Origin of the sequence: Pseudoflavonifractor sp. 60 (assembly GCF_009911645.1) — a bacterium.
Lineage (GTDB): Bacteria > Bacillota > Clostridia > Oscillospirales > Oscillospiraceae > Lawsonibacter.
In genome coordinates this window covers 1-4140 of the sequence record NZ_QWKI01000305.1, presented here as the reverse complement: position 1 = coordinate 4140, position 4140 = coordinate 1, and the positions used below count along the sequence as shown (strand labels likewise).

5 protein-coding genes and 1 tRNA gene are annotated in these 4140 nt (G+C 55.3%); all 6 read left to right on the top strand.

The window, feature by feature from the left end; translation table 11 throughout:
• Nucleotides 1-272, top strand: a 272-nt coding sequence (locus D1646_RS21940) for an acetyl-CoA carboxylase biotin carboxyl carrier protein subunit (protein ID WP_243154300.1), incomplete at its 5' end; no start/stop codon positions are given.
• A gap of 18 nt (nucleotides 273-290) precedes the next feature.
• Nucleotides 291-965 (top strand): OadG family protein, encoded by a 675-nt coding sequence (locus D1646_RS24100; RefSeq protein ID WP_160638462.1) that lies wholly within the window; start codon nucleotides 291-293, stop codon nucleotides 963-965.
• A gap of 15 nt (nucleotides 966-980) precedes the next feature.
• Entirely contained in the window at nucleotides 981-2189 is a 1209-nt protein-coding gene (locus tag D1646_RS21930) for a sodium ion-translocating decarboxylase subunit beta (RefSeq protein ID WP_160638461.1), read from the top strand.
• A 154-nt stretch (nucleotides 2190-2343) separates the two neighbouring features.
• Nucleotides 2344-2420, top strand: a tRNA-Arg gene (locus tag D1646_RS21925).
• A gap of 395 nt (nucleotides 2421-2815) precedes the next feature.
• A complete protein-coding gene (locus tag D1646_RS21920) occupies nucleotides 2816-3103 on the top strand; it encodes an HU family DNA-binding protein (protein WP_160638460.1) in 288 nt (95 codons plus the stop codon).
• A 161-nt stretch (nucleotides 3104-3264) separates the two neighbouring features.
• Nucleotides 3265-4125, top strand: a complete 861-nt coding sequence (locus D1646_RS21915; RefSeq protein ID WP_160638459.1) for a tyrosine-type recombinase/integrase — start codon at nucleotides 3265-3267, stop codon at nucleotides 4123-4125.
• Nucleotides 4126-4140 lie beyond the last annotated feature (15 nt).

Sequence of the window (4140 nt, the reverse complement as noted above, 5' to 3'; positions counted from 1 at the left end):
CTGCCGCCGCACCCGCGCCCGCCCCGGCTCCGGCCCCTGCCGCCGCGCCCGCCGCCGGCGAGACCGCCGTGAAGAGCCCCATGCCCGGCAACATCTTTAAGGTGGAGTGCTCTGTGGGCCAGTCCGTCCAGGCTGGCGATGTGCTTATCGTGCTGGAGGCCATGAAGATGGAGATCGAGGTCTCTGCCCCTGTGGCCGGTACCGTCAAGTCGGTGGCCGCCGCTGTGGGTACCGCCGTCAACACTGACGACCTGCTGGTAACCCTGGGTTGATAGGGGGGAGTTTCAACTATGCCGAGTACTGATCCTAGTAAGTATATCCTCCACCCCTTCGAGCCGCTGACCGTGCCCGAGGCCCTGCTGACGGCGGTATGCGGTCTGCTGGTGGTGTTTATGATGCTGGCCATCCTGATGGTGGTCATCATGGTCATCTCCAAGGTGGTGGCCTCCATCGACGCCAAGAAGAAGCCCGCCGCCGCCCCCGCCAAGAAGGCTGCGCCCGCACCCAAACCGGCCGCCCCCGCCGCACCTGCGGCTCCCGCTGTGGATGAGGGTGAGCTGGTGGCCGTGATGATGGCCGCCGTGGCTGAGGAGTCCGGCATGCCTCTGGGCTCCTTCCAGATCACCAACATCGCCCCCGCCGCTGCCGCCGCTCCTGTGGCCGCCGCCGCTGCACCCGCACCTGCCCCGGCCCCCGCGCCTGCTCCGGCTCCTGCGGCTGCTCCGGCTCCCGCTGCTGCCCCCGCCGCCGGTGAGACCGCTGTGAAGAGCCCCATGCCGGGCAACATCTTTAAGGTGGAGTGCTCTGTGGGCCAGTCCGTTCAGGCCGGTGATGTGCTCATCGTGCTGGAGGCTATGAAGATGGAGATCGAGGTGTCCGCCCCCGTGGCCGGCACCGTCAAGGCTGTGGCCGCCGCTGTGGGCACCGCCGTAAACACCGATGACCTGCTGGTCACCATCGGTTGAGAGGAGGGGTGAAGTATGGATTTTTTCACTCGAGTAATTAGCGCCATTGCGTCCGGCTCCGGCTTTGCCGCTCTGGACTGGAAAACCGTTCTCATGCTGATTATTGCCTGTGTGCTGCTGTACATGGGTATTGGCAAGGGCTTTGAGCCGCTGCTGATGGTTCCCATCGGCTTTGGTGTGCTGCTGGCCAACCTGCCCATTACTGGGCTGTTTAACGAGCCTGTCTATGATGCAGCAACCCACAGCGGTACGGTGGGCTTTATGTGGGTCCTCTATCAGGGCGTTCAGTACGCTATCTACCCGTCGATTATCTTTATGGGCATCGGCGCAATGACCGACTTCGGTCCCCTGTTGGCCAACCCCACCTCCCTGCTGCTGGGCGCCGCCGCACAGCTGGGTATTTTCGCCGCGTTCCTGATGGCCCTGTGTGTGGGCCCCATTACCAGCGCCCTGCATGGTGCGCTGCCCTTTATCCCTGTCATTACCTTTAGCCCCGCTGACGCGGCGGCCATTGGCGTGATTGGAGGCGCTGACGGGCCGACGGCAATTTTGACGGCCTCTAAGCTGGCTGTGGAACTGTTGCCCGCCATTGCCATTGCGGCTTACTCCTACATGGCGCTGATCCCCATGATCCAGCCGCCTCTGATGAAGGCCCTCACCACCAAGGAGGCCCGTCAGGTCAAGATGAATCAGCTGCGTACCGTGTCCAAGACGGAGAAGATTATCTTCCCCATCGCCGTGACTATCTTCGTGGTGCTGCTGATCCCCGATACCGCCCCGCTGATCGGTATGCTCATGCTGGGCAACCTGTTCCGTGAGAGCGGTGTTACCGAGCGTCTGTCTGACACCGCACAGAATGCTCTTATCAACATCGTCACCATCCCTCTGGGCCTGTCTGTGGGCTTTAAGGCCAGCGCAGAGCAGTTCCTGAAGGGCGAGACCCTGTTCATCATCGTCCTGGGCCTGACCGCCTTCCTGCTGTCCACTGCTGGCGGCCTGATCCTGGGTAACGTGATGTATGCGGTCACCGGCGGTAAGGTCAATCCGCTGATTGGCTCTGCTGGTGTGTCCGCCGTGCCCATGGCCGCCCGTGTGGCTCAGAACGTGGGCCAGAAGGAAAATCCCTCCAACTTCCTGCTCATGCACGCTATGGGCCCCAATGTGGCTGGCGTGATTGGCTCTGCTTGCGCAGCCGGCTTTATGATTAAGGTGTTCGGCGGCTGATTTTCCAATCCCTTTTTAGGCCAAACCGGCGCGTCTCAGGACGCGCCGGTTTTTTGCAGAAAAAATTTTTAGAAAATGGAAAAAACCTCTTGCATTTTGGGAAAAGCTGTGCTATACTAATCAAGCTGTTAAGAGGAAGTCCTCTTTGCGGTATGCGGGCGTAGCTCAGTTGGATAGAGTGACTGGCTACGAACCAGTAGGTCGGGGGTTCGAATCCCTTCGCCCGTACCAACCTGTGTCGTCAAAAAAGATGCAGGTGAAAAACACCACATGGAAATGTGGTGTTTTTTATTTTTTTATAGAAATCGGCAGAAAGACAAGCAAAAAGTTGAGATTTGACATTATTGAAAAATTATTTGGAGATAGCGGGAAAAGTTGAAAAACGGCCCTGAATTGGCCGATTCTAAAGCCGAAGTGCTTGGAACTCTCAAGCGATACCTTACAATATATTTTGCACATCTATGGAAAGCAAAAAGTTGAAATATCCAAACTTCTAGTGATTTGCCACCTATTGACACAACAGAAGTTTACCTATATAATTCGGGTTTGTCCAGTCTTTTATCGGTTATGGACACACAAAATGTTATTGGCAAAGAAATACACCCTTTGCCAGAATAGGAGGAAATATGAACAAGCAAGATTTGATTGAACGTATGGCAGATAGGACCGGGATGGCAAAAAAGGACTGCGGCATTGCTCTGGACAGTCTGCTGTCTACAATCACAGAAGTTCTGAAAAGGGATGAAAAAATCAAGCTGACTGGTTTTGGTGTCTTTGAAGTAAAGCACCGTGCAGCCAGAACAGGGCGCAATCCGCAAACCAAGGAAGCTGTGGAAATTCCGGCGCAGAGCGTCCCCGTGTTTAAGGCGGGAAAGGCTCTAAAAGAGAGCATACTCGGCAACGAGGAAAGCTAACTGCGGGAAAAAGGAAATGCAGCCGCAGAACAGGGACAAAAAGTATTCCGCTGAGAGGCGGTTCATTTTTAGCCGCATGATAATGAATATTCACTTGCTTTGGAATAACCTTCTTTCTATTCGGAAAACTATCAGCATCGAATACAAAGGAGACTATTACCATGTTCACTCAGGAAACAGCTTTTACAATCACTGCCGACCATATTGCCCAGTACGCAGCACATCTCCAGGAGCAGGAACGGGCCAAAAACACGGTAAAGAAATATGTTCATGATCTTCACGATTTCATGGCGTTTTTGAATGGGCAACCCATCACAAAAGGGACTGTGATCGCATGGAAAGAACATTTGGCAGATACCTATACCCCGGCCACCGTCAACTCCATGCTGGCAGCGGTCAACGGTTTCTTTCATTTTATGGACTGGCCAAAGCTGTCCGTCAAACCGCTAAAAGTACAGCGTCCTCTTTTCTGCGATGAAAACCGGGAGATGACCCGCGCCGAATATGTCCGTTTGGTGGATGCGGCCCGGCGGCAGGGAAATGAGCGGCTGGCCCTGCTCCTTCAGACAATCTGCGCCACCGGCATCCGGGTATCGGAACTCCGATTTATCACGGTGGAAGCGGCAGCGCTGGGCCGGACGGTGGTTAGCAACAAGGGAAAACGGCGGACCGTCTTTCTGCCGGGGAAGCTATGCAAGCTGCTGAAAAAGTATCTGAAAAAACAAGAAATCACCGAGGGTTCGGTGTTTGTCACGCGGACGGGAAAGCCCCTGGACCGCTCCAATATCTGGCGGGATATGAAAGCTCTGTGTGAAAGCGCCGGAGTGGAGCCGGACAAGGTGTTCCCTCACAACCTGCGGCACCTGTTTGCCCGGACGTATTACTCGCTGGAAAAAGATTTGTCCCGATTGGCGGATATTCTGGGTCATTCCAATGTCACTACCACCCGTATTTATACCGCAGAGAGCGGTTTTGTCCACGCCAGACAAATGGAGCAGCTTGGATTGATCCTTACAACATAATTTCCCTTATGTTGT

Excerpts from the sequence above, each read along its gene's own strand:
- D1646_RS21930 (WP_160638461.1), top strand. The coding sequence starts at position 981 with ATGGATTTTTTCACTCGAGTAATTAGCGCCATTGCGTCCGGCTCCGGC.
- D1646_RS21920 (WP_160638460.1), top strand. The coding sequence starts at position 2,816 with ATGAACAAGCAAGATTTGATTGAACGTATGGCAGATAGGACCGGGATG.
- D1646_RS24100 (WP_160638462.1), top strand. The coding sequence starts at position 291 with ATGCCGAGTACTGATCCTAGTAAGTATATCCTCCACCCCTTCGAGCCG.
- D1646_RS21915 (WP_160638459.1), top strand. The coding sequence starts at position 3,265 with ATGTTCACTCAGGAAACAGCTTTTACAATCACTGCCGACCATATTGCC.